The organism is Stenotrophomonas sp. YJH_SMC_21 (assembly GCF_059369555.1).
In genome coordinates this window covers 119,107-144,136 of record NZ_JCAFSU010000006.1, presented here as the reverse complement: position 1 = coordinate 144,136, position 25,030 = coordinate 119,107, and the positions used below count along the sequence as shown (strand labels likewise).

The 25,030-nt window shown below is 65.7% G+C and carries 14 protein-coding genes and 1 tRNA gene; 9 read left to right on the top strand and 6 right to left on the bottom strand.

The genetic code is table 11. From position 1 onward, the window contains the following. Positions 1-87: 87 nt before the first annotated feature. Positions 88-1,929, bottom strand: a complete 1,842-nt coding sequence (locus AC5P67_RS10885) for a glycosyltransferase family 39 protein (RefSeq protein WP_165710227.1) — start codon at positions 1,927-1,929, stop codon at positions 88-90. A gap of 42 nt (positions 1,930-1,971) precedes the next feature. On the opposite strand from AC5P67_RS10885, the gene AC5P67_RS10880 reads away from it, so the two are divergent. The 4 genes from AC5P67_RS10880 to AC5P67_RS10865 are packed head-to-tail and all read left to right on the top strand — an operon-like array spanning position 1,972 to position 6,338. Continuing rightward, on the top strand, positions 1,972-2,925 hold the full coding sequence (locus tag AC5P67_RS10880) for an AAA family ATPase (RefSeq protein ID WP_005408304.1): 954 nt from the start codon (positions 1,972-1,974) through the stop codon (positions 2,923-2,925). Positions 2,926-2,927: 2 nt separating this feature from the next. Beyond that, on the top strand, positions 2,928-3,872 hold the full coding sequence (locus AC5P67_RS10875) for a DUF58 domain-containing protein (protein ID WP_111686939.1): 945 nt from the start codon (positions 2,928-2,930) through the stop codon (positions 3,870-3,872). Beyond that, positions 3,865-5,814, top strand: a complete 1,950-nt coding sequence (locus AC5P67_RS10870) for a transglutaminase TgpA family protein (protein WP_164172621.1) — start codon at positions 3,865-3,867, stop codon at positions 5,812-5,814. Before AC5P67_RS10875 ends, AC5P67_RS10870 begins: the two co-directional genes overlap by 8 nt. Then, positions 5,811-6,338 carry a Slp family lipoprotein gene (locus AC5P67_RS10865; RefSeq protein ID WP_005408301.1) on the top strand — a complete coding sequence of 176 codons (528 nt, stop codon included), beginning with the start codon at positions 5,811-5,813 and terminating at the stop codon, positions 6,336-6,338. The genes AC5P67_RS10870 and AC5P67_RS10865 overlap by 4 nt, the downstream gene beginning before the upstream one ends. 77 nt (positions 6,339-6,415) lie before the next feature. Here AC5P67_RS10865 and AC5P67_RS10860 read toward each other — a convergent pair whose 3' ends face one another. The 4 genes from AC5P67_RS10860 to dnaX form a co-directional block, all read right to left on the bottom strand. Beyond that, complete coding sequence (locus tag AC5P67_RS10860) at positions 6,416-6,775, bottom strand: histidine triad nucleotide-binding protein (protein ID WP_005408300.1); 360 nt, start codon at positions 6,773-6,775, stop codon at positions 6,416-6,418. 67 nt (positions 6,776-6,842) lie between these two features. Next, positions 6,843-7,442, bottom strand: coding sequence for a recombination mediator RecR (gene recR, locus AC5P67_RS10855; RefSeq protein WP_005408299.1), 600 nt, complete (start codon positions 7,440-7,442; stop codon positions 6,843-6,845). 111 nt (positions 7,443-7,553) lie between these two features. Further along, positions 7,554-7,874 carry a YbaB/EbfC family nucleoid-associated protein gene (locus AC5P67_RS10850; RefSeq protein ID WP_005408298.1) on the bottom strand — a complete coding sequence of 107 codons (321 nt, stop codon included), beginning with the start codon at positions 7,872-7,874 and terminating at the stop codon, positions 7,554-7,556. 6 nt (positions 7,875-7,880) lie between these two features. Then, positions 7,881-9,932: a DNA polymerase III subunit gamma/tau gene (dnaX, locus tag AC5P67_RS10845; protein WP_087803474.1), complete on the bottom strand. Its 2,052-nt coding sequence runs from the start codon at positions 9,930-9,932 to the stop codon at positions 7,881-7,883. Positions 9,933-10,078: 146 nt separating this feature from the next. On the opposite strand from dnaX, the gene AC5P67_RS10840 reads away from it, so the two are divergent. The 5 genes from AC5P67_RS10840 to AC5P67_RS10820 all read left to right on the top strand — a co-directional run bounded on the left by AC5P67_RS10840 (position 10,079) and on the right by AC5P67_RS10820 (position 14,051). Then, a tRNA-Ser gene (locus AC5P67_RS10840) sits at positions 10,079-10,171 on the top strand. A 245-nt stretch (positions 10,172-10,416) separates the two neighbouring features. After that, positions 10,417-11,640: a DNA adenine methylase gene (locus tag AC5P67_RS10835; protein ID WP_197569409.1), complete on the top strand. Its 1,224-nt coding sequence runs from the start codon at positions 10,417-10,419 to the stop codon at positions 11,638-11,640. A 77-nt stretch (positions 11,641-11,717) separates the two neighbouring features. Beyond that, positions 11,718-12,848 carry a hypothetical protein gene (locus AC5P67_RS10830; RefSeq protein WP_049442234.1) on the top strand — a complete coding sequence of 377 codons (1,131 nt, stop codon included), beginning with the start codon at positions 11,718-11,720 and terminating at the stop codon, positions 12,846-12,848. 183 nt (positions 12,849-13,031) lie between these two features. Further along, a complete protein-coding gene (locus AC5P67_RS10825; protein ID WP_232503878.1) occupies positions 13,032-13,532 on the top strand; it encodes a hypothetical protein in 501 nt (166 codons plus the stop codon). Between the two features lie 75 nt (positions 13,533-13,607). Then, positions 13,608-14,051, top strand: coding sequence for a GNAT family N-acetyltransferase (locus AC5P67_RS10820; RefSeq protein ID WP_033835198.1), 444 nt, complete (start codon positions 13,608-13,610; stop codon positions 14,049-14,051). A 56-nt stretch (positions 14,052-14,107) separates the two neighbouring features. Here AC5P67_RS10820 and AC5P67_RS10815 read toward each other — a convergent pair whose 3' ends face one another. Beyond that, positions 14,108-25,012 (bottom strand): autotransporter-associated beta strand repeat-containing protein, encoded by a 10,905-nt coding sequence (locus tag AC5P67_RS10815; RefSeq protein ID WP_495214676.1) that lies wholly within the window; start codon positions 25,010-25,012, stop codon positions 14,108-14,110. Between the last annotated feature and the right edge of the window lie 18 nt (positions 25,013-25,030).

The window sequence follows — 25,030 nt, the reverse complement described above, 5'->3', positions numbered from 1 at the left end:
AACAGTCGACTCTACCAACGTGGAGCACCCGACCAACCTGGAGCACGCAACCAACCTGGCGCGCGACCACCTGGACCGCGCTCCGCCTCAGCGCCCGCGAACCTCGAACGGCTGCTCCTGCCATTCCTCTACGCTGCCATCGCGACCGTGCAGGCGCAGGCCCAGCCAATGTCGTCCCGGCGCCAGCGTGCTCGTGTCCAATGAAGCATCGAAGCCCACCGCCGGATGCTGCGGATCGGTGCTGTCCGGCCAGGTCTGGCGCACGTCGAATGCGCGGCCATAGCGCGCATCCCCCATCGAGCGGCCATCGACCAGCACCTCAACCCGTGCCAGGCCGACACCATCCTTGAACGCCCATCCCTTGATCGCCAGCGTGCCAGACACCTTTTCGCCGTTGGAAGGCGTATCCAGCCACGCCATTGCCGGAGTCACGCACGCCCCGGGCGCGCGCTGCGCCGGCAGCCGGAACAGCAGGAAACGCTGGAAGCCATGGTCACTGCTGACCACCCGCGGCGCCGGCAACGGCCCCACCTGTCCGCAGATGGCGTGATAGCGCGCCAGCAGATCGCGATAACGCTGGTCGCTGGGTGAAAGCACCAGCAGCATCGGCGTCGAGCGCTTGCCCTCATGCAGCAGTTCCCACTGCGCCAGCTGCGCGGTGCGCCCATGCTTGTCGTTGAGCGGATGCGGCAGCACTTCGATATCGCCATTGCCGAGCTGGAAGCCCAGCTCGGCGCCAACCTTGAAGTTCCCCGCCAGCACCCGCGTGCCCGCCGGCATCTGCTGCAACTCTTCGCGCACCGCCATCGCCAACGGCTGCCAGCCAGCGAAATTGCGCGGGTAGTACTTGCTGCCTGCCAGCTGCTCGCGCAACGCAGGCGTGGAGGCCATCAGGTAATAGCCGAACGCCAGCACCATGCCTGCGCCCGCCAGCCACCAGCCGGTGCGCCGCAGCCAGCGTGGCCAGCCGTTGAGCACCACCGGCACCGCCACCAGCAGGGCCAGATAGCCCGGCAGCGGCCAATGGAAACTGATCCGCTCGACGTCGGTGAAGAAGCCCAGCAGGAAGATGCCCAGCGTGGATACGCCCCCGACCAGGCCGAAGTAGCGCCACTGCACGCGCGTGCCGCCGCCCCTGCGGGTACCGGCCAGCGCCACCTTCCACATCGCCATGCACAGGATCGGGGTGACCAGCATGGGCTGGATCACCAGGAACCACCACCCGTTCCATTCGAACGTCCAGGGATGGCGCTCGACCACCTGGAACTTCAGGCCGGCGTCGTGGTTGTCCGCGTTCCATGCCAGCAACGGCAGCCACGCCAGCACGCCCACCGCCAGCGCGACCCATACGCGCGGATCGGCCAGCATGCGCCGCCCCTGCGGCAGCGCCAGCAACGCGATGAAGCCAACGCCGATGACACCGATGAAACGGTAGTGACTGAGCGCACCGATCGACAGGCCCAGCGCAAGCTTCATCGCCGACGATGCATCAACGTTGTGCAGCAGCCGCGCACCGGCGTGCAGGCAGATCACCGCGGCCAGTGCCATGGGCACATCCGGCACCGCCAGCAGGCCCAGCGTCGCCGACAACGGCATCAACAGCGTGAGGCTGCCCGCTTGCCAACCGGCCACATTGCCGAACCAGCGCGTGGCCGTGCGCACCACCAGCAACGGCAGCAGCGCGCCGATGGCCAGGAACGGCAGGCGCAACGCGAGCACATGGTGGCCACCGATCTCCACACCCAGGCGCGCCAACCACGCGGTCAGTCCGGGAAGGTCCGAATACGCAGCGGCCAGATGCTGGCCTTCCTGCCAATAGAACGCCTCGTCAACAAACAGTGGCAGCCGCGCAGCCACTACCAGCTTGGCCGCTGTGACCAGCGTCCATAACCAGAGAAATATTGTCCGCGCGCGCTGTTCGCCCTGCATTGCTCTATGGATAATCGAATGGATTCCAGACCTGAGACGATCATGCCAGCCTCGTCCCCCAATCCCAGCATGCTAACCGATCAACTGCGCCAGGCCCTGCGGGAGGCGCAGGATCAGGTAAACGCACTGGTGCTGGGCAAGGTGCCGGAAGTCAGGCTGGCTTTCGTCGCCCTGCTTTCCGGCGGCCATCTGCTGATCGAAGATCTGCCCGGCCTGGGCAAGACCACGCTGGCGCATGCGTTGGCCAGCAGCCTGGGCCTCAGTTTCCAGCGCGTGCAGTTCACCTCCGACCTGCTGCCCGCCGATGTACTGGGCGTTTCGGTATACGAGGCCGGCAGCCGCCAGTTCCAGTTCCACCCGGGGCCGGTGTTCACCCACGTGCTGCTGGCCGATGAGATCAACCGTGCGCCGCCACGCACGCAGAGCGCGCTGCTGGAGGCGATGGCCGAACAGCAGGTCACCCTGGATGGGCAGACCCATCCCCTGCCCGATCCGTTCTTCGTGATCGCCACGCAGAACCCGGTGGATCTGTCCGGTACCTTCCCGCTGCCGGATTCGCAGCTGGATCGTTTCCTGCTGCGCCTGGCGATGGGCTACCCCAGTGCGCAGGCCGAACGCGAACTGCTGCGTGGTACAGACCGCCGCGACCTGATCGCACGTGCCGTACCGAAGCTGGATGACACCCAGGTGCGCGCGCTGCGTGAAGCCGTCAGCCAGGTCCATGCCAGCGATGCACTGGTCGACTACGTGCAGGCCCTGCTGACTCGCAGCCGCCAGCACGCCGGCGTGCGCGTGGGCCTGTCACCGCGTGCCGGCCTTGCGCTGCTGCGCGCGGCCAGGGCGCATGCACTTCTGCTGGGCCGCGGCCACGTGGTGCCCGAGGACGTGCAGACCCTGTTCGTGGCGGTGGCCGGTCATCGCCTCGTGGCCGAAGCCGAGTCCAGCTCGGGGCCGGCACTGGCACGGGCCATCCTGCAGACCGTTGCGGTGGATTGAGGGTGGCCACGCGCTGGGCACGACTGCAACTGCTGGCACGCCCGCGCAGGCCTGAAGCACTGCCGCAGCGCCTGGACCGCCATCGCATCTACGTGCTGCCCACCCGTTTCGGCCTGTTCGTCGCCGCGCTGCTGGCGGCGATGCTGCTGGGCGCACTGAACTACAACAACAACCCGGCGTTGCTGCTGGCCCTGCTGCTGGCGGCAGCGGCGATCGCCAGCGCCATCGCCGCGCACCTGCAGCTGTCGGGCGTACAGATCGACGCGATCTCCGCCGAGCCGGTTCCTGCCGGGCAACCACTGCGCCTGCGCGTGGACCTGTCACTGCGTGATCCGCGCGCACGCCACGGCCTGCACCTGCAGCTGGGTGACAGCGAAGCCTGGACCTCGCTGCCTGCACACGGCCGCGGTGAAGTGGAGCTGCAGGTTCCCAGCGAACGCCGCGGCTGGCTGGAGCTCCCGCGCATCCGCCTCTCCACCACCCAGCCACTGGGCCTGGTGCGGGCATGGTCGTGGGTGTGGCCGGAACAACCGCTGCTGGTCTATCCGCAACCCGAGGCGCTGGCCCCTGCACTGCCGGAAAGCGGCAACGATCCGCTGCATACCCGGGCCCACGCCAGCGGCGAGGAACTGCATCAGCTACGGCCCTATCGTGCGGGCGATGCGCCACGCAGCATTTCCTGGAAGCACTCGGCACGCCGCGACAGCCTGCTGGTGCGCGAGTACGAAAGGCCGGTTGGCATCGAAGTCATCCTCGATTGGCGCACGCTGTCCCCGCTGGGCCATGAAGCACGCATCGCGCGTTTGGCGCGATGGGTCGACATGGCCGAGCGCGAAGGCCGCCGCTACACCCTGCTGCTGCCTGCACACCCGCCATTCGGGCCAGGCCAGGGCGCCATCCACCACCACCTGTGCCTGCGTGCACTGGCATTGATGCCGCATGACTGAGACCACGCCCGCGCTCGACCGCAATGCCCGCAACTGGACCCTGGCCAGCGCGGCGTTGGCGCTGTTGCCGTTGCTGCTGCAGTTGCCGCCCCTGCTGGCGGGCGTGATCGCGGCCGCAGCGCTCGTGACTGCGGTCCTGTCGAGGCGGAAGGTGCTGCCCATGCCGGTGCGCCTGCTGCTGGTGCTGGCCATGCTCGGTGCCATCGCCTGGCAGATGGGGATGGTCCGACCTGGGCGCGATACCGGTTGCGCCCTGCTGGCAGCGATGCTGGCGATCAAGTCCAGCGAACTGCGCAGCCGGCGCGATGCCCGCAGCCTGCTCGGCTTCGCGCTGTTTTCCCCGTTTGCGGCGTTCCTGCTCGACCAAGGACCACTGACCACGGTGTTGGCCGCACTGGCGGGGATCAGCGCGCTGCTCGCCCTGCAACGGCTGGCCGGGGATGAAGGCAACGCCGCGCAGCTGCCCTTGCGAGGGCAGCTGCGCGGCGTTGGCCGCCTGCTGGCGATCGGCCTGCCGCTGGCATTGGCCTGCTTCTGGCTGTTCCCCCGCCTGGCCACGCCACTGTGGGGTGTTCCCGAGCGCGCCGTGGGTACGCCGGGGTTGTCCGACAGCATGGAGCCCGGCCAGTGGCTGGACCTGATGGCCGACGACAGCCCGGCGCTGCGCGTGCAGTTCTTCGGCGCGGTACCCGAGCCGATGCAACGCTACTGGCGAGGACCGGTACTGACCGCCTTCGATGGCCGGCGCTGGACACGTGACCGCGCCAGCGAGCGACGGCCGGCGGCCGTGGTCGAGGCCGGCACGCAGGGCTGGGACTACCAGATCGACTACGAACCCACCGACCGGCGCCAGCTGGTGGCACTGGACCTGCCCAGCCGCGCGCCTGCAGGCAGCACGCTGGATGCGGACATGAGCCTGAGCAGCGAGCGGTCACTGGCGTCGCTGAGCCGCTGGCGGTTGCATTCGGCGCCACCACAACGCTTCGACAGCACGCTGTCACCCTATCTGCGACGGGCCGCGTTGCAGTTGCCCAGTGGCTTCAACCCGCGCACCGCCACGTTGGCGCAGCAATGGCGGCAGCAGGCTGGCAGCGATGACGAGGCCATCGTGCGCCGCGCGCTGCAGTGGATCACCACCGACTTCTCGTACACGCTGGACACCCCTGCGGCAGGGCGCGACCCGATCGACGAGTTCCTGTTCGGCTACAAGGCCGGCTTCTGTGAACACTTCAGCTCGGCCTTCGTGGTGTTGATGCGCAACGCCGGCGTCCCGGCACGGGTGGTGACCGGCTTTGCCGGCGGCACCTACAACCGCCTTGGCGACTACTGGATCGTGCGGCGGATGGACGCCCATGCCTGGGCCGAGGTATGGCTGCCGCAGCGCGGCTGGGTACGGGTTGACCCGACCGCAGCCGTGGCACCGGAACGCATCTTGGACACACTGGACGACCGCCTGCAGGCCGGTACGGACACGCCACTGCAGCAACGCTGGCAGCAGCTGGGGCAGATGGGCGACTGGCTGCGCCGCGGCTGGAACGACCTGGTGCTGTCATTCGATGCACGCCGCCAGCAGCAACTGCTCACGCCGTTCGGGCTGGATGATCTGGGCCCCACGCAACTTGTCGCTGGCTTCGTGGTGGCAACGATGCTGGCCTTGGCGTGGATGGCCTGGCTGCTGGCCCGTGGCGAGCGCGAACGCGACCCGCTGCTGCGCGCCTGGCACCGGCTCGGACGGCGCTACGCCCGCCTCGGCCTGGCCCGTGAACCGCACGAAACCGCACAGGACTGGGCCCAGCGGGTGCACCGGCAGCGCCCTGACCCGGCCCTGCTCGCACTCAGCCAGCGTTTCGCCGACGCGCGCTACGCTGGAACTTGCACCGACCTCGCTTCATTATTGCGGGACCTGCGCAGGCATCGCCCGACTTCCGGAGCCTCCCCATGAACACCAAGTTCCTTCTCACCGCTGTGGCCACGCTGGCCCTGTCGGCCTGCGCCACGGCCCCCAAGCCGCTGCAGGGACAGTTCAGCCTGGTCTCCCCGCGCGACTCGGTCGCTACCCAGCAGGTCGGCACGCCGGTCCGTTGGGGCGGTCGCATCATCGAAACCAAGCCCGGCCAGGGCGAGACCTGCTTCCAGATCATCTCGCGCCCGCTCAATGGCAGTGGCCGCCCGAACACCACCTCGTCCGACGCCAGCGACGGTCGTTTCATCGCCTGCCGTGCCGGCTTCTACGACCCGGCCGTGTTCGAAGCCGGTCGTGACGTGACCTTCATCGGCAAGATCGACGGCTACCAGAACACCCGCATCGGCGAGTACGACTACCGCCTGCCCAAGCTGTCGGCCGATGTGATCTACCTGTGGCCGGAACAGCGCCAGGTCGACGTGGTGCCCTACCCCTATGGCCCGTGGGGCCCGGGCCCGTATGGTCCGTACTGGGGCGGCTATGGTCGCTGGGGCTGGTGGTGAGCGTCACCGCACAGGCATGACGGAAAAGGCCGCCCTCGGGCGGCCTTTTTCATCCGCGCATGGCGTGGACAGGGGCTTCAACGCCCAGGCGCACCGAAATGCCCCAGCGGCGCGCCGGCCAGCAGGTGCATGTGGATATGGAACACGGTCTGCCCGGCATGCTCGCGGCAGTTCATCACGATGCGGTAGCCGTCCTGTGCGAAGCCCTCGCGGCGCGCGTACTCGGCGGCAGCCAGCGCCAGCTTGCCGATCAGGTGCGCCTGCGACGGCTGCAGGTCATCCAGGGTCGGAATGATCTCGTTCTTCGGAATGAACAGCACGTGCACCGGTGCCTGCGGTGCGATGTCCTTGAAGCCCAGCACCTCGTCATCCTCGTAGACGATGGTGGCCGGGATCTCGCGACGGATGATCTTGCTGAAAAGGGTTTCGTTGCTCATGGTCGGCCTCGGCGGGGATGTCATCCGCATTGTAGGCCGGCCGCGCCGGGGGATGCCCGGCCGGCATTCAATCGCGGAATTCGCTGCGCGTTCCGAACGCGTGCGAGAGCGTGCCGCGATCGACGTATTCGAGTTCACCGCCAAGTGGCAGGCCCTGCGCCAAACGGCTCGGCTGTACCTTGCGTGCGCGCGCCAGCTGCGCCAGGTAATGCGCGGTGGCCTCGCCCTCGACAGTGGCGCTGGTGGCGATGATCAGCTCCTGCACCTCGCCTTCGGCCAACCGTCGCTCCAATTGCTCCAGGCCCAGCTCGCGCGGGCCGATGCCATCGAGCGGCGACAGCCGCCCCTGCAGCACGAAGTAGACACCGCGGAAGCCGGTGGCGTTCTCGATGGCCAGGCGGTCGGCCGGCGATTCGACCACGCACAGCTGGCTGCGCTCGCGGCTGCCGTTGGCACAGGTCGGGCACAGCTCAGTTTCGCTGAAATCGCGGCACTGCACGCAGTGGCCGATTCGCTCCACCGCCAATGCCAGTGTCTCGGCCAGACGCTGGCCACCTTCGCGCTCGCGCTCGAGCAGGTGATAGGCCATGCGCTGTGCAGTCTTCTGGCCGACGCCAGGCAGCACCCGCAATGCGTCGATCAATTGTTCAAGCAGGGGTGCGGACACGGCGGCATGCTTTCATGGCGTCGAGCACGCTCGACAGCTGTCTGTAGAGTCGAGCCATGCTCGACCGAGGGTTGGAGCGGGCACCTGCAGCGGCAGGCGCCCCCTGGGAAATCAGAACGGCAGCTTCATGCCCGGCGGCAGCTGCATGCCGGCGGTGGCCGACCCCATCTTCGACTTCGACTCGGCATCGATCTTGTTCGAGGCATCATTGAAGGCGGCGGCGATCAGGTCTTCCAGCATCTCCGGGTCGCTGGTCAGCGACGGGTCGATGCGCACCTTGCGGCATTCCTTGGCACCGGTCAGGGTCACGCTGACCATGCCGCCGCCGGCGCTGCCGGTCACTTCGATCTTGGCGATTTCTTCCTGGGCCTTCTGCAGGTTTTCCTGCATTTTCTGGGCCTGCTGCATCAGTTGTGCGATGTTTCCGCGCATGGTGTCTTACTCGTCAAAAGAACGGATGGAATCGGAAACAACCCGGGCACCGTGCTGTTGGATCAGCACCTGCACTTCCGGGTCGTCCATGAAAACGGCCTCTGCCACCTGCTGCCGCTCACTACGCTGGCGGTCGGCACGCTGGTGCAGGGTCTCGGCCGGAACGTGTTCGGTTTCCACGGTCTCGACCACGATCTTCGGCGCCTGGCCGAGGGCCTTCTCCAGCATCTCGCCCAGGGCGGCCAGCGCGCGCTCCGAGCGCAGGTATTCAAATCCGGGCGAAAGGCCCAGTTTCAAGGTCCCGTGCTGGCAACTGATGAAGGCAGCGTTGGCGGCCAGCTGCCGCGACGGGCCGCTCAGGCCACTGTTGGCGACCAGATCCAGCCAGTCCTCGGCGCTGGCCAGGTCGCTGACACCTTCCAGCGGCGCGTTCTCCTGCACTGGCGCCGGCTCGACCGGCGCGATGGCAATGCCTTCCGTGCGGAACGGGCGTGCGGGCGGTGCAGGCTCGCTGGGAGCCGCGACGGGAGCCGGCGGCTCATGCCAGGGCGCCACCATGGTAGCTTCCGGCCCAGCCATCTCGGCCGCCAGCGCCTCGTCACGTGCCTCGGCTTCGTCGGTGGCCCACGGCGGCAGGTCGTCGCCCGCTTCTGTTTCAACGGACGGCGGCGCCGCTGCTTCGGCCTTCACCGGCGGCGGTGACACCGGCTCTTCCACCGGAACCGGCTCGGGCTCCGGCGTCGGGTCCGGTTCGGGTTGCGGGGCCGGGTCCGGTTCGGGTTCAGGTTCGCGCGGCGCGGCCTGCACCGGAGCGGCCACCTGCGCCACCAAGGCCGGGCTTGCCGAAGCGGCGGCAGTCGCCGGCGTCGCTTCGTGGGTACCCGCACCGGTGCCACCACCGGCAGCATTGCCACCCGGCGCATTGCCTGCCCCCTCCACCGACTTCGGCACCGGCGGGACCGCCGCGGCCGGGCGGAACGCCAGCATGCGCAGCACGGCCATCTCGAAGCCCGCGCGCGGGCTCGGCGCCATCGGCAGGTCACGACGGCCGTTCAAGGCCATCTGGTACCAGAGCTGCACCACTTCCGGGCGCAGGCGCTCGGCGAATGCGGCGGCATCCAGGCCTTCGGCAACGGCCGCACCCGGTACCAGCTGCTGCACCTGGATGCGGTGCAGGCCTTCGGCCAGCGCTTCCAGCACGCCACTCCAGTCCGGCGAGAATTCGGCCAGCGCGGCCACCACCTGCAGCAGGCGCGGGCCATCGCCGTCAGCCAGCGCATCGAGCATCGCCGCCACCTGGGTGCGGTCGACCGTGCCCAGCATGGTACGCACCACGTCCTCGCGCAGCGCGCCGCCGGCATAGGCAATCGCCTGGTCCAGCAGCGACAGGCCATCCCGCAGGCTGCCATCAGCGGCCTTGGCCAGCTGCACGATGGCACTGCCGTCGGCCTCGATCTCCTCGGCCGCCAGGATGCGGGTCATCTGGCCCTGGATCTGGTCCTCGTCCAGGCGCTTGAGGTTGAACTGCAGGCAGCGGCTGAGCACGGTGACCGGCAGCTTCTGCGGATCGGTGGTGGCCAGCAGGAACTTCACGTGCTCCGGCGGCTCTTCCAGCGTCTTCAGCAGCGCGTTGAACGCCGCCTTGGACAGCATGTGCACTTCGTCGATCAGGTAGACCTTGTACTTGCCACGCGAAGGCATGTACTGCGCGTTCTCGATCACCTCGCGCACGTCGTCCACGCCGGTGTTGGACGCGGCGTCGATTTCCAGCAGGTCGATGTAGCGGCCGGCGTCGATATCCAGGCAGGCTGCACACTGGCCGCATGGATCGGCACTGGTGCCCTGTTCGCAGTTCAGCGACTTGGCGAAGATGCGCGCGATGGTGGTCTTGCCCACGCCGCGGGTGCCGGTGAACAGGAACGCATGGTGGACCCGGCCGCTGTCGAGCGCGTTGCTGAGCGCACGGACCACGTGTTCCTGGCCCACCAGCTCGGCAAAACGCTTTGGACGCCACTTGCGGGCAAGGACGAGATAGGACATCAGGCCACCGTTTTCCATCGGATGTTCCATTGTGCCATGCCTGTCCAGCCCCCCCTCGCCTCCGGCACATCTTTCGCGGGTTCCTGGCCGGGGTGCTTGTGAAGTGCCGCGCAGCCCGCTAGAATCTGCGCCCCTGCTGAGGCGTTTGCCGATGGCAGGGATCCGGAGAGGTGTCCGAGTGGTTGAAGGAGCACGCCTGGAAAGTGTGTAAGCGTCTAAACCGCGCTTCGGGGGTTCGAATCCCCCTCTCTCCGCCAGTTATCGAGTAGGCAGGGGATCCGGCCAAGTAATTCCGGCCCCCCCTTACTGAAAGTCGTAATTTGGTCTGATGTGCTAGTGCTGAGCACTAAAACATAGTCCAAGTCTAGAATCACATGAAGGCCGCCCCTCAAGGGCGGCCTTCATGCATATGAAGGCATTGCAATTGAACCGAAGTCTCAACGAGTGCGACCTGCCTCAGGGAGAATCCTCTACTCTAGGACCAGACAGAGGAAGTACTCCCGTGACCCTCATAGACAAGGAACGCGAAGCAGTGTTCGCGCGCACCCAGCTAAAGCAACGAACGTACCCCCACTACATCAAGTACATGGGATCAAAGTCCAAGATCATGGACTTCGTGCTTTCCGGCATCAATGAGGTCTATGACGGCGGGGCTCTGTGCGACTTGTTCGGAGGAAGCGCATCCCTGGCCGGAGCAGTCGGAGATCAAATTAGCGTCCACTCCAATGACATCCAAGCTTATTCTGCAGTCTTGGCTGAGGCATACCTGAACGCGTGGCGCTCACCCCAAACGCCGACCTCCGAGCAGATCATTGAACAAGCCAAAGCGATTGCTGATAGGAATCGCAAAGCGATTGGCCCCCTCCATGATTACTCCGCGCAAATTTCATTGGCGCAATTCAATGCCGTCGAGCGAGAGCAGCAGACCTTGCTTGAACGAACTTTCCGCAGACCATGGCACCTGTTCCTGAAGTACTACTCCGGCACATGGTGGTCTGCGGAACAGACGCTCTGGATCGATGCTATACGTGAAGTTGCGGATCGCTACAAAGGTGACCCGGCATACAATGTAATTCTGTCATCCCTAATGTTTTCTATGGCGTATTCCAGCCAAGGAACAGGCCACTATGCGCAGTATCGCGATGCAAAGACCGAGTCTTCCATGCGGGACATCTCCATCTACCGCCAGCGGTCAGTTCCACATCTATTCGCGAAGAAGTATGACGACGTAGTCGCGGGAATTCCGACTCGAGAGCCAACTTTGGCGCATAGAGTGACTTCGCTAGACTACCGAACATCTTTAGCTGGATTCTCTGGCGGCACCGTGTATGCGGATCCGCCCTATGCATTCGTCCACTACAGCAGATTTTACCACGCACTTGAAACGCTGGTGTTGTATGACTACCCCGAAATTCAGGTAAAAAACGGAGAGATTGTCAAGGGGCGGTACAGGGAGAGTCGTCATCAGTCACCGTTCTGCATTCGCTCGCAGGTGAAGGGAGCATTTGAGGACCTCTTCCGAGGCGTCAGCAACAGCAATTCCAATCTAGTCTTGAGTTACAGCAACACTGGCATGATTTCGATTGATGAACTTGCTGAGCTTGCATCCAAGGAGTTCGGGCGCCGGTCAATCGATCTAATCTTTACTGATTACAAACACATGACCCTTGGGCGTCAGTTTGATCGCCACCGGGAAGTGGAAGAATGCCTGATGCTGGTGAAGTAGCCGAGAAATGTCGCTATTCACCTATGAATAGCTAGCTGATACGATCTCCCCCCCCAAGGGTTGTGAATCGTAGGCCAATGACAGACATTTCTCAGCTCAAGGTTTCGCTCACTAAGCACAACGCTCACAAGATTGCCGCGCTGCTGAAAAAATACGGACCAAGTCAGGCCCTCAAGAACCTCGCGGAGGTTCATGCCGATGAGGCTCAAGCCCATAAGAATCTGTCCGTGCAACCGGGAAACAGAATTCCTGACGTATGGTCCAAAGCCAAGAGGATTGGTGAAAACGCAATCGATGCACTCGTCCTGATTGGAATCACATTTAGTCATCACCAGTTGATCACAGCAATGATCAACGCAACTAGTCGATCAGGTTTCTCCGGGCGCATCGAGAGAAACAAGCAACTTTCGGCGAAGGCCTACACAAATTTCGTTCAAATCATCGATCAGCTCGGCTATGCAACAAGGCGCGATCACAATGGCGTCTCATTCAACCTGCGCTCAATGTTCGAAATTCCAGGACTCGGCCCCTTGGCCGGCGAACTACTCGGCCACAAACTCACGGCAGCAAGATGGGATGGGGAAGGCACCATTGCAGATGAAGCGATCGCGCACAATTTCCACAGAGTTCTTGGCTTGACCCCCAGGGAGTTTAAGGACTGGATAACTACCGATTCGCAACCCGAGGCCGCAGGAAATCAGCTTCTACCTAAGGACGAAGAGTTCTTTCAAACGGAAGAGGAGGACATCCCCCCTTCAGCATTCGAGTTCAAGCCAGGCCACGAGGAACGGCCCGCCGACCCGATTACGCGATCCGCGTCTGCGAGATCACAAGCCAACCAGCGGCATAACGACATCCAAAATCGCCTATACGCTCACCTCACGAAAAAGTTTGGCAAAGACAACGTCGGAACAGAAATAGACACCGGAAGCGGAACATCTATCGACTTGGTGACCAAAGAGGATCTCAAGGTTACGTTCTATGAAATCAAAACCGGAAAGTCTGTCCGCGCCTGCATTCGCCAAGCAATCCCTCAACTTCTTGAGTATGCCTATTGGCCAGATAGAATTCTCGCCGATGAACTTGTAATCGTATCGCACCTTCCGATTACAGAAACAGCCAAGCTCTATTTGAAACATCTGCGCGAGCGCTTTAATTTGCCAATTTCCTATCAGCAATTCAATCTAGCTAGAAATACCTTGATCTAATCTAATATTGTCGCTTAACCTAAACTATTGAAATCGATATCGAAGTCTCGAATCGACCAGCTGGACGCGTCCAGCCGCCAGGCCTGACTTCAGACTTTGCCTAGATCAACGTTTCCAAGCGGCACTTTCTTCAACCACACCGTCAACAGCAAACCGTGGGACGCTGACACCAACCCCATCGTGGTGGCCGGCTGGCCCCGGTTCGCCAACCACTGGCTCAACAAGCGCCTGCACAACGGCAACGCCAACCTCCAGCGCATGGGGGGCAAGACCGATCTGTACATGCAGGCGATCCTGACCGCATTGCCCGGCGCCCTGTTCTTCCTGATGCCAGTGTTCGCACTGGTACTGCGCGTCGCCTACATTCCGCGGGCGATGGGCTATCTGGAATACCCGGTGGTGGCGCTGTACAGCCACTGCTGGCTGATGATGGTGCTGCTGGCAACCTTCCTCATCGCTGGCATCAGCAGCTCGTTTGCATCACCCGCAATTGGCGCCGTCAGCCGATGGCTGTATGCACTGCTGTGGCTGGCGGTCCCGGTCTATCTGCTGTGGATGCAGCAACGCGTGTACGGCGGCAACAAGGCGCTGACCGTGCTGCGCTACCTGGCCATCGGCGGCATCTACCTGTTCCTGGTGAGCTTCGTGGTGATGTATGCGGCGCTGGCGGGAATCTCGACCTGAGGGATACACGCACGGCATCCGGTCCATGAATCCACGCATGGCGTGGTTCTATTGACGATCGTCTATCGTGGGCCCATGAACCTCCGCCTCTACCGCCCCGCCGATGCCAGCGCCTGCCTGTCGATTTTCGACAGCAACGTGCCCACCTACTTCGCGCCCGAAGAGCGCAGCGACTTTGAGCGCTTCCTGCAAGAACAGGCCATGGACTGTGCATTCCAGGTCATCGAGCGAGATGGCAGCATCGTGGCGTGCGGCGGCCTGTCGCGACGCGGCGACGGCAGTGCCGGTTTCTGCTGGGGCATGGTACAGCGCGCGCTGCACCGGCATGGACTGGGCCGGGAACTGGCGCTGGCACGCCTGCGCCAGGCCGAAGCGGATCCCTCGATCAAGCGCATCACGCTCAGTACCAGCCAGCACACCCAGGGCTTCTATGCTGGCCTGGGCTTCCAGGTGACGCGGATCGTTTCCAATGGCCACGGCGCCGGGATCGATGCCGTGGAGATGGAGCGGAGGGTCTAGCCCTCCGCACCGCCCTGGATCCACGCAGGCGTGGATCCAACGTCGCCCCACTCTCCTCAGAAGCCCACGCGCAGGTTGATCTGCCCGCCCACGTCGCGGCGGCCATCGCCGTGCTGGCCCTGCACGAACATCGACAGCTGGCTGTTGCGGCCGAGGCCCACCGCCACGCCCACCTGACTGACCAGCGCATTGCGTGCCATCACCGCGCTGTAGACGTCGAAGGCATTGCCGCCCACCGCGAAGCGGTTGCGGCTGGCCACACCGGTATCACCCGATGCATGCTGCCAGCCCAGGCCAACCGTCAGCTGCGCCGGGAAGCGCTCGCCGCTGCCCACATCCCAACGGCCGCGCACGCCCACGGTGCTGACATTGAGCGCGTCCTTGCCGCCTTCCAGCACCAGCGCAGCCGTGCCGCCCTGCTCCACCGCACGATCACTGTCGACCCAGTGCCTGGTGAACTGCACATACGGCTGCAGTTGGGTCCTGCCATGGGTCCAGGTCCAGCTGCCCTCCACCTGCGCGATGGTCACATCCGAGTCCTGGCGGCTGTACAGGGTCTGGCCCAGCAGCGGCACCTCACGCGTGGTACGCGTGCGGTAGTCACCGCGCGATACGCTGCCACCGACCGCAAAGCCGTTGTTCCACTGGCCCTGCGCATACAGGCCGAACGTGTTGCCGCGCAGGCGGGCCCGCGAGCTGCGATCGTAGAGGCGGGTATCCAGCCGCTCGTTGCCTGCGGCCGCACCCAGCACCACATGCTCGCCCAGCTGCCAGTCCACGCCCGCCATCAGTGCATTGCGGTTGGAGCGGATGTCGTCGCCGTTGCCATCGCCATCCTGCTTGAACACCTTGCCGCTGCCGGCCAGCCAGGCCGAGGCACGCTCGCCACGCACGGTCGGCAGCTCGCTGCCCAGACGCTGGCGGATGCCCTCTTCCAGGTAGTTGTCATACAGCAACACCGCACGGCTGGCCGCATGCACCTCACCGGACAACTGGTCGAACGCCGCGCGCGCGGTTCCTGCGTCATACATCAGCACCGTGTTGTACAGGCCCAGTGCCGAACCACTCTGCGGCAGGCTGTCCAGAGCCGCAGCGGTGTTGTACTGGTTGCGCGTCTTCGCCGCCGTGGTGAATGCCGCGGTCTGCGCTACGTCGATCTGCAGGTTGGCCGTGTTGGCGGTATAGACCGGGGTGATGGTCAGGAAGGCCGACGGCGAGGTCGCCGAAGCGAACTGCCCGCTGACGCCACCACCCGCGTTGATCACGGTGTACTGCTGGCCCTGCTGGTAGCTGGTGTTCGGCGAGATGGTATTCACCTTGACGATGCTGCCACCCACGTTGGCGCTGCCGCCCACCTGTACCGTATCGCTGCCGGTGGCACCCAGATCGACGCCCAGCGTGCTGCCCGGCGACAACGTCAGGTTACCGCCCACCGTGATCGTGCCGGTGCCATTGCCCGCACCACTGCCGTTGCCCGGGCCATTGCCCGGCGACAGCACGCCGCCGCTGGACACCGTCACGCCGCCACCCGTGCCACCGATGGTCCCGGTACCGGACAGCGTGGTACCGCTGCCGATGGTCCACTGGCCACCGATGTTGCCGGTGACATTCAGGCCACCGCCGGTGACCTGGCCGGTGCCGCTGAAGCCGCCGCTGTTGCCGCCCAGGTTCAGGCCGCCCGGGCCTGCCTGCACGATGCTGCCACCACCGCTGATGGTGCCGCCCAGCGTGGTGGTGCCGCCGGTGTTGATGACCAGGCCACCGTTGTTGGTGATGTTGCCGGTGATCGAGCCGCTGGCGCCGCCATTGCCGACCTGCACAGTGCCGCCGGCATTGATGGTGGTGCCGCCGGTGTAGGTGTTGTTGCCGGTCAGGGTGACCGTTCCGGTGCCGGCCTGGGTCAGGCCACCACTGCCGCTGATGGTGCCTCCGACGGTGGTGTTGCCGCCCACGTTGAACACCAGGCTGCCGTTGTTGCTGACGTTGCCGGCGATCGCACCGCTGGCGCCGCCGTTGCCAACCTGCAACGTGCCGCCGGTGTTGATGGTGGTGCCACCGGTATAGGTGTTGTTGCCGCCCAGGATCAACGTGCCGCTGCCGGCCTGGGTCAGGCCACCGCTGCCGCTGATGGCGCCGCCGACCGTGGTGTTGCCGCCCACGTTGAACACCAGGCTGCCGTTGTTGGTGACGTTGCCGCCGATCGCGCCGGTGGCACCGCCGTTGCCGACCTGCAGCGTGCCGTCTGCATTGATCGTGGTCGGCCCGGTGTAGGTGTTGTTGCCGGTCACGGTCAGAGTGCCGCTGCCGGCCTGGGTCAGGCCGCCGCTGCCGCTGATGGTGCCACCCAGCGTGGTGTTGCCGGCCACGTTGGACAGCAGCGTGCCGTTGTTGGTGACATCGCCAATGATCGAGCCGGTCGCGCCGCCATTGCCCAGCTGCAGCGTGCCGCCGGCGTTGATGGTGGTACCCCCGGTGTAGGTGTTGGTGCCGGTCAGCACCAGCGACCCACTGCCCGCCTGGGTCAGGCCCCCCGTACCGCTGATGGTGCCGCCCAGCTGCGTGTTGCCGGCCACGTTGGAGATCAACGCGCCATTGTTGGTGATGTCTCCAGCGATGGCGCCGGTTGCCCCGCCGTTGCCGACCTGCAGCGTACCGCCGGTATTGATCGTGGTGCCACCGGTATAGGTGTTGTTGCCGACCAGGGTCAGCACGCCGCTGCCGGCCTGGGTCAGGCCACCGCTGCCGCTGATCGCGCCACCGACCGTGGTGTTGCCGCCCACGTTGAATACCAGGCTGCCGTTGTTGGCAACGTTGCCGGTGATCGCACCGGTCGCACCGCCATTGCCCACCTGCAGGGTGCCACCGGCATTGACGGTGGTGCCGCCGGTATAGGTGTTGTTGCCGGTCAGCACCAGCGTGCCGCTGCCGGACTGGGTCAGGCCGCCACTGCCGCTGATGGTGCCACCGAGCGTGGTGTTGCCGGCCACGTTGGACACCAGCGCGCCGTTGTTGGTGATGTCGCCGACGATCGCACCGGTCGCACCACCGTTGCCGATCTGCAGCGTGCCGCCGGCATTGATGGTGGTCCCTCCGGTGTAGGTGTTGTTGCCGGTCAGCACCAGCGTGCCGCTGCCGGCCTGGGTCAGACCGCCATTGCCACTGACCACCGCACCCACGGTTGCCGTGGTGCCGAGGTTGTAGACCAGGCTGCCATTGTTGGTGATGTCGCCCAGCACCGAACCGGTGCTGCCACCGTTGCCGATCTGCAGGGTGCTGCCACCGTTGATGGTGGTACCGCCGGTATAGGTGTTGTCGCCGCTCAGGGTCAGCGTACCGGTACCTCCCTGCACCAGGCCGCCGGTGCCACTGAGGACGCCAGCGAACACGGTGCTGGCGTTGTTGCCGCCGGTAGTCAGCGTTGCGCCTCCCAGCGCCACCGTGCTGCCGGCCACACCGGCCAGGCCGCCGATGCTCTGATTGCCACCGGCGCTGATATCCAGTGTGCCAGCACCGGCCAGGTTGACCGTGCTGGCACCGGACAGGCTGCCGCCGGCTGCTACCGCCAGCGTGCCGCTGTTGATGGTGGTGGTGCCGGTATAGCTGCTGGCACCGCCCAGGGTGACCGTCGCCGCGCCATCCTTCAGCAGGCCACCGGCACCGCTGATCGGTCCGTTCAAGGTCAGCGCGTTGCTGCCGGCCAGAGTCAGCGTGCCGCTGGCCAGCTGCACGGTGTTGGCCAGAGTCAGCGCACTGGTGCCATCCAGGCTGGCGTTGCCGCCTACGGTCAGCGCGCCGATGCCCAGCGAACCGCCGTTGCCCAGCAGCAGGCCACCGGCATTGAGGGTCACGCCGCCCGTGAAGACGTTGACGCCCGTCAAGCCCTGGATGCCTGCGCCGTTCTTTACCAGGCCACCGGCCCCTCCGATGGTGCCGGCGAACGTGGTATTGCCCACGCCATTGAGGGTCAGCGTGCTGCCGCCCAGCGCCACGGTCGAACCTGCCACGCCTGCCAGCGAACCGATCGCCTGCGCACCACCCGCGCTGATGTCGAAGGTGGTACCGGCGTTGGCCAGGGTGACCGCACCGGTCGCTGCAAGGCTGCCGCCGGCACCGATCGCCAGCGTGCCGGCGTTGATGGTGGTGCCACCGGTGAAGGTGTTGGTGCCGGTCAACGTCTGGGTGCCCGAACCTTCCTTGATCAGGCCACCGGAGCCGGCCACCGAACCACTGAAGGTGCCATTGGCAGGGCCTCCGATCGTCAGCGTGTTGGCGCCCAGATTCACTGTACCGCTGCCGATCAGGGTACCGAACTGCTGCGTGCCGCTGCCTGCTGACAGATCGAAGGTCGCCCCCGTGGCCAGGTTGACGGTGCCTGAGGAGGCCAGGCTGGCGCCAGCACCCAGTGCCAGAGTGCCGGCGTTGATGAAAGTACCGCCGGTATAGGTGTTGGCACCATTCAAGGTCAGCGTCGCGGCACCCTCCTTGGTCAGTGAGCCGGTACCACTGAGGATGCCGTTGAGGGTGAGGTTGTTGCTGCCGAGGACGGTCAACGCGTTGTTGAGGGTGAAGTTGTTGGCGAGGGTGACCGCCGTGTTCGAATCGAGCGTCGCAGCGCCTCCGACCGTCACCGCACCGGTGCCCAACGCAGCATTGTTGCCGACCACCAGGCCACCGGCGTTGAGCGCTACGCCGCCGCTGAAGGTGCTGGCGCCGTTGAGCGTCTGCACGCCTGCGCCGTTCTTGACCAGGCCGCCGTTGCCACTGATCGCACCGCTGAAGGTGCTGTCCACGGTGCCGCCCAGGGTCAGCGTGCTGCCGCCCAGCGCCACCGTACTGCCGGCGACGCCGGCCAGCGAACCGATGGCCTGGTTGCCCGCCGAAATGTCGAACGTGCCAGCACCGGCCAGGTTCACTGCGCCGGCCGCGGCGAGGCTGCCACCAGCGCCGATCGCCAGCGTGCCGCTGTTGATGGTGGTGCCACCGGTGTAGGTGTTGGCGCCGCTCAGGGTCACCGTGGCCGCACCGTCCTTGATCAGCCCGCCCGTGCCGGAGATCACGCCGCCCAGGGTCAGCGCCTGGCTGCCGAGCAGATCGAGGTTGGCACCCGATGCGAGGTTGATGTTGTTGGCCAGGCTGACGCCGGTGGATGCATCCAGCGTCGCGTTGCTTCCCACCGTCAGCGCACCGCTGCCGAGCGCAGCGTTGTTGCCGACCACCAATGCGCCGCCATTGAGCGCGACGCCACCGCTGAACAGGTTGGCACCGCCCAGCGTGAGGCTGCCGGCGCCGTTCTTGACCAGGCCGCCGGTGCCGGAGATCGCGCCATCGAAGATGCTGTTGCCAACGCCGCCCAGGGTCAGTGTCTGTGCCCCCAGGCTCACCGTCGAACCCGCCACGCCGTTCAACGCCCCGATGGTCTGGTTGGCGCCGGCAGTGGAGATATCGAAGCCTGTGCCTGCCGCAGTGAGCGTCACCGCACCGGTCGCGGCCAGACTGCCGCCGGGGCCGATCGCCAGGGTACCGGCGTTGATGAAAGTGCCGCCGGTGTAGGTGTTGGCACCGGTCAGCGTCTCGATGCCGGCACCGACCTTGGTCAGGCCACCGGTGCCTGCGATCGAGCCACTGAAGGTGCCATCGGTGGCGCCGCCCACTTCGATCGAGTTGGCACCGAGGTTCACCGTACCGTTGCCGACCAGCGTGCCGAACTGCTGCGTGCCACTGCCGGCCGACAGGTCCAGCGTGGCGCCGGTGGCAAGATTGACGGTACCGCTCGCGGCCAGGCTGGCACCGGCCCCCAGCGCCAGCGTGCCGGCGTTGATGTTGGTGCCACCGGTGTAGGTGTTGGCGCCATTCAACGTCAGCGTCGCGCTGCCATTCTTGGTCAGGCTACCGGCCCCGGAAAGGACGCCGTTGAGCGTCAGTGCATTGGTCCCGATTACGGTCAGCCCGGCATTGAGCGCAATGTTGTTGGCCAGCGTTGCCAGGCCGGTGGTATCCAGCGTGGCAGCACCACCGACGATCAATGCGCCCGTGCCCAGCGCCGCATCATTGCCGAGCACCAGTCCGCCTGCATTGAGCGTCACGCCGCCACCGAAGGTATTGGCGCCGGACAAGGTCTGTACGCCCGCGCCCACCTTGACCAGGCCACCACCGCCGCTGATCACGCCATCGAACGCGGCGTTGCCGGCGGTACCGAAGGTCAACGAATTGCCGCCCAGCGTCAGCGTGCTGCCGCCCGCGCCGTTGAGCGCGCCGATGGTCTGGTTGCCGCCGGCACCGGAGATATCGAAGCCTGCGCCTGCGCCCAACGTGACATCACCGACTGCGGCGAGACTGCCACCCGTGCCCAACGCCAGCGTGCCGGCGTTGATGGTGGTACCGCCGGTGTAGGTGTTGGCACCGGACAGCGTCAACGTGGTGCCGCCATTCTTGATCAGGCTGCCATTGCCGCCTACCACGCCCGACAGCGTCAGCGCATTGCTGCCGGGCAGCGTGAGTGCGACGCCCGAGCCCAGCGTGACCGCATTGCCGAGCGTCACTGCAGTGCCTGCATCCAGCGTGGTGCTGGCATTGACCGCCAGCGCACCGGTACCGAGCGCACCATTCGCGCCGACCACCAGGCCACCACCGTTCAAGGTCAGGCCGCCACCGAAGGTGTTGGTGTTGTTGAGGGTCAGCAGGCCCGCACCATTCTTGACCAGGCTGCCGTTGCCGCTCAGCACGCCTCCGAATGCAACGTCACTGGTTCCGCCCAGGGTGAGCTGGGTGCCGGCACCGAAGTTCACCGCGTTGGCCAGATTCAATGCCACCGTGCTGTCCAGCGTGGTGGTGCCGCCAATACCCAGCGCACCGGTACCAAGCGCACCTGCATCGCCCAGTACCAACCCACCCGCGTTGAGCGCAAGGCCACCACTGAACGTGTTTGCACCGGACAGCGTCTGCACGCCCGTGCCGGTCTTGACCAGGCCGCCGGTACCACCGATCACACCGGCAAAGCTGCCATTGCTGGCACCGCCAAAGGTCAGCGACTGCGCGCCCAGCGCCAGCTGGCTGCCCGCCACGCCATTCAACGCGCCGATGGTCTGTGCCGCACCGGCTGCGGAGATGTCCAGTGTCGCGCCCGCACCGGCAAGATTCACCGCACCGGCTGCGGCGAGACTGCCGCCTGCGCCCAGCGCCAGCGTGCCGGCGTTGATGGTGGTGCCTCCGTTGTAGGTATTGGCGCCCGACAACGTCAACCGCGCCGTGCCGTCCTTGATCAGCCCACCGGCACCGAATACCGGACCGGCCAGCGTCAGGTCATTGCTGCCCAGCACGGAAAGGTTGGCACCGGCAGCGAGACCGATGTTGTTGCCCAGCGCCAGCGCCGTTGTGGCCTCCAGCGAAGCGTTGCCGCCCACCTCCAGCTGGCCGGTACCCAGCGCCTGCGCATTGCCCAGCTGCAGCAGGCCCGCGTTGAGGCCGACGCCCCCGCTGAACGTATTGGCGCCGTTCAACGCCAGCGTCGCCGTACCGTTTTTGACCAGGCTGCCAGTACCACTGATGAGACCGCCCAGCGACACGTTCTGGCTGCCCAGCAGATCCAGCGCCGCGCCTGCCCCAAGGTTGAGGTCGTTGGCGAGGTTCAGCGCTACTGAACTGTCCAGCGTGGCATTGGCGCCCACCGACAGTGCACCGGTGCCCAGTGCGCCGGCGTTCCCCAGGAACACGCCGCCGCCGTTGACGGTCAGCCCACCACCGAAGCTGTTGGCGCCGTTGAGGGTCAAGGTGGTGGCACCATTCTTGACCAGCCTGCCGGCACCGGACACCACGCCACCCAGCGTGATCGCCTGCGAGCCCGGCAGCGACAGCGCGGCACCCGCGCCCAGGGACACATTGTTGGCCAGGTTCAGCGGGGCGCCGCCATCGAGCGAGACGCTGCCGCCAATGCCCAATACTCCCGTACCGAGTGCGCCACTGTTGCCCAGCAGCAGACTGCCGGCGTTTGCGCTCAGTCCACCGCTGAAGGTGTTGGTACCGTTCAAGGTCAGTGTCGACGCGCCATTCTTGACCAGGCTGCCGGTGCCGGTGACGTTGCCGGCCAGGGCCAGGTTCTGGCTGCCCGGCAGGGTCAACGCCGCGCCGAGGTTGATCGCATTGCCCAGGTTCAGTGCAGCAGTGGCGTCCAGCGAACCGTTGCCACTGACGGTCAGCGCACCGCTTCCCAGCGCACCGGCGTTGCCCAGCACCAGGCCACCGGCGGCAAGATTCACCCCACCGCTGAAGGTGCTGGCGCTGGTCAGCGTCTGCACGCCGGTGCCCTGCTTGATCAGGCCACCGGTGCCGCCGATCACGCCGGCGAAGGTCTGGTTGGTGGCATCACCGAAGGTCAGCGTGCTGCTGCCCAGCGACAGGGTGCTGCCAGCCACGCCGGACAACGCACCGATGGTCTGGTTGCCACCCAGCGAGATATCCAGTGCGCTGCCAGCGCCGGCCAGGCTGACCGCGCCGGTCGCCGCCAGGCTGCCACCACTGGCCAATGACACCGTTCCGGCATTCACCGCCAGCCCACCGGTGAACGTGTTCGCGCCGCCCAGCGTCAGCGTGGAGGCGCCGTTCTTGACCAGGCTGCCGCTCCCGCCGATGACACCGCCCAGCGTCAGCGCATTCGAGCCCAGCACATCGAGCGAACCACCGGCGCCAAGCGTGATGCCATTGCCCACGGTGAGGCCGGCGCTGGCGTCGAGCGATACCGCACCGCCGACGTTCAGCGCCCCGGTTCCCAGTGCACCGCCGTTGCCCAGCACCAGGCTGCCGGCATTGAGCGCCAGACCGCCGCCGAACGTATTGGCGCCGTTGAGCGTCAGGGTTGCCGCGCCATTCTTGATCAGGCCACCAGCGCCACCGATCACGCCGTTGAATGTGAGCGCCTGGTTGCCCAGCAGATTCAGGCTGGCCCCGGCACCGAGGTTGACGGCATTGGTCAACGCCAACCCGGTCGTGCCATCCAGCGTGGCATTGCCGCCGACGGACAGCGTGCCGCTGCCCAACGCGGCCGCATTGCCCAGCAACAAGCCGCCGGCGTTGAGCGCAACACCGCCGCTGAGGTTGTTGACGCCGGACAGGGTCTGCACGCCGGTACCGAGCTTGATCAGGCCACCGGTGCCTGCGGCGAACGTGCCGCTGTAGCTGGTATTGCCCAGCCCACCCAGGGTCAGCGTGTGGCTGCCGAGATTGACCGAACCGCCGAGACCGGCCAGCGAGCCGATGGTCTGGTTGGTCGCCGCTGAAAGATCGAGGCTGGTACCAACGCCCAGCGTGATCGCACCGGTGGGCGACAGGCTGCCACCCGCGCCCAGCGCCAATGCGCCGCCGGCCAGATTGAAGGCGCCGGTCAGCGAATTGGCGCCATTCAAGGTCAGCGTGCCCGCGCCGTTCTTGGTCACGTTGCCGGCACCGGAAATCGAGCCACTCAATGACAACGCATTGCTGCCCAGCAGGTTCAGCGAGCCCCCGCCATTGATCACCAGATTGTTGCCCAGGGTGAAGCCCGACGCCGTATCCAGTGAAGCGCTGCCACCCACGGTCAGGTTGCCGCTGCCCAGCGCGCCCGCATTGCCCAGCAGCAGGCCGCCGGCATTGAGGTTGACGCCGCCGGAGAACAGGTTTGCGCCGCCGAGCGTGACGATGCCGGTGTTGTTGACCGTCAGCCCGCCAGTACCGGACAGCACGCCACCCAGGCTGAACGCATTGGTCCCGCCGAGGGAAAGGTTGCCGCCAAGGTTGAAGGCGTTGGTCAGGTTCAGACCGGCCGTGGAGGCGGCAATGGCACCGCCGTTGGCGGTGAACAGCCCTGTGCCGAAGGAACCGGCATTATTGAAATTGACCAGGCCATCGTTGAGCGTGGTCGTGCCCGCACCCGCCCACGCACCCTGCAGGTTCCAGGTACCGCTGTTGACGGTGAGCCTCTGGAAGTTGATGTACTGGTTCCAGCCCAGCGTGGTTACCGCTCCGCCGGTACCGCTGCCCGGGCCGGTGGCGCTGTTCTGCAGCACCAGGCTGTTGTTGGACGCCGAGCCACCGTCGACGATGCCGGCCGCGGCCAGATTCACCGCAAGCGCGCCGACCTGCCCGGCCACGCCGATACCGGCGGTATTGACGCTGGAACCAGACACGGCGGTGAAGGTGTTGCCGGCGACCGAACTGCCCAGGTTCACACTGCCGTTGATGGTTCCCGCGTTGAGGAAGGTATTGCCGGCCCCCGCCGTGGCCGAACCCTGGAACCCTATGCGGCCGGTAATGGTGCCGGTGTTGTTGAGAGTGGTCTGCGCACCACCGTAGCTTACGATCGATGCCGCATCGGCCGTGGTCAACAGGCCTGCACCAAAGATCGACATGTCCACATTACCGGCATTGACGATGTTGCTGACACCGCCGGAAGCGTTCTGCACCACCAGCGCCTGTCCGCCGAAACCGAGGATGGAGCCGATGTTGACCAGGCCTTTGATCGCCCCGCCTGCCTGATTGTTGACGCTGATGGTGTTTCCACCGACGGTATTGTTGCCCAGCACCATGCCCGACGCTGCCAGGCTCAGGCCACCGTTGATGGTGGGATCGACCGTGCCCTGGTTGTTCACGGTGATGCCGTTACCACTCAAATTCACTGCACTTCCGCCAACGATCGGCGGCACGCTGAGCTCGGCGCCGGTCTGGATATTCAGCGTCACGCCGTTGATGCTGTTGGTCAGCGAATTGGTATTGGAGCCGGTGGCGCAGGTCACCGTCGTACCTGCGGTAGTGCAGGCCGCAAACGCCGATCCGCTGGCCAGTGTGGCGGCCAAAGCCACCGCCAGCTGGTGCGCCCGCAATCGCGGCACCCGCCCTGCGCTGACCGCGCTTCCGCCGGGATTCCGGGCGACCTCCGAAGCAACCTGCATTACCCCAAGGGCACGATTGAAAACCAGACGGTAAATGCGGTTCATCGGTAAATCTCCATGAAA

Bases quoted from the DNA above. Each gene is read 5' to 3' on its own strand.
- AC5P67_RS10870 (WP_164172621.1), top strand. From the start codon at position 3,865: ATGACTGAGACCACGCCCGCGCTCGACCGCAATGCCCGCAACTGGACC.
- AC5P67_RS10885 (WP_165710227.1), bottom strand. From the start codon at position 1,929: ATGCAGGGCGAACAGCGCGCGCGGACAATATTTCTCTGGTTATGGACG.
- dnaX (WP_087803474.1), bottom strand. From the start codon at position 9,932: ATGGAAAACGGTGGCCTGATGTCCTATCTCGTCCTTGCCCGCAAGTGG.
- AC5P67_RS10815 (WP_495214676.1), bottom strand. From the start codon at position 25,012: ATGAACCGCATTTACCGTCTGGTTTTCAATCGTGCCCTTGGGGTAATG.
- AC5P67_RS10865 (WP_005408301.1), top strand. From the start codon at position 5,811: ATGAACACCAAGTTCCTTCTCACCGCTGTGGCCACGCTGGCCCTGTCG.
- AC5P67_RS10830 (WP_049442234.1), top strand. From the start codon at position 11,718: ATGACAGACATTTCTCAGCTCAAGGTTTCGCTCACTAAGCACAACGCT.
- AC5P67_RS10880 (WP_005408304.1), top strand. From the start codon at position 1,972: ATGCCAGCCTCGTCCCCCAATCCCAGCATGCTAACCGATCAACTGCGC.
- AC5P67_RS10860 (WP_005408300.1), bottom strand. From the start codon at position 6,775: ATGAGCAACGAAACCCTTTTCAGCAAGATCATCCGTCGCGAGATCCCG.
- AC5P67_RS10850 (WP_005408298.1), bottom strand. From the start codon at position 7,874: ATGCGCGGAAACATCGCACAACTGATGCAGCAGGCCCAGAAAATGCAG.
- AC5P67_RS10820 (WP_033835198.1), top strand. From the start codon at position 13,608: ATGAACCTCCGCCTCTACCGCCCCGCCGATGCCAGCGCCTGCCTGTCG.